This is a genomic window from Actinoplanes sp. NBRC 101535, from assembly GCF_030269225.1.
Taxonomy (GTDB): domain Bacteria; phylum Actinomycetota; class Actinomycetes; order Mycobacteriales; family Micromonosporaceae; genus Actinoplanes; species Actinoplanes rectilineatus.
On the sequence record NZ_BSSY01000060.1, the window covers coordinates 1 to 368 of the forward strand.

The 368-nt window shown below is 69.6% G+C and carries 1 protein-coding gene; it reads left to right on the top strand.

What is annotated here, in order from left to right; all coding sequences use genetic code 11:
• Positions 1–29: 29 nt before the first annotated feature.
• Positions 30–368 (top strand): hypothetical protein (locus QSK32_RS45340; RefSeq protein WP_285475566.1); only part of this gene is annotated, 339 nt, incomplete at its 3' end.

Here is a 368-nt window from a genome sequence, read left to right on the forward strand (position 1 = left end):
CCGTCACCCGCCTGGGTGAAGAACTCCCGATGGCCCGTGTTCAGGTGGACCTGCTCGCCCAAGCCGGCGACACCCTCCACCACATCGAAGTCCAGTCGAAGCCCGACCCGCGCCTGCCCGAGCGGATGCTCCTCTACCGGATGCGCATCCGCGACGAACTCATCACCGGCCGCAACCGGCCAGCCTGCGCCAAGGGCATCCGCCAGTACATCCTGCTCCTCGGCGCCGGCGACCAGGCCGGCGACTTCGACGACGGCCAGGCCACCTTCGGGGCACCGGTCTTCAACGTCCGGGACATGAACCCGAACACCCTGCTCGCCGACCCGTCCACCGCACCCCTGGCAGCCCTCGGCAAAGCCACCTCGGAC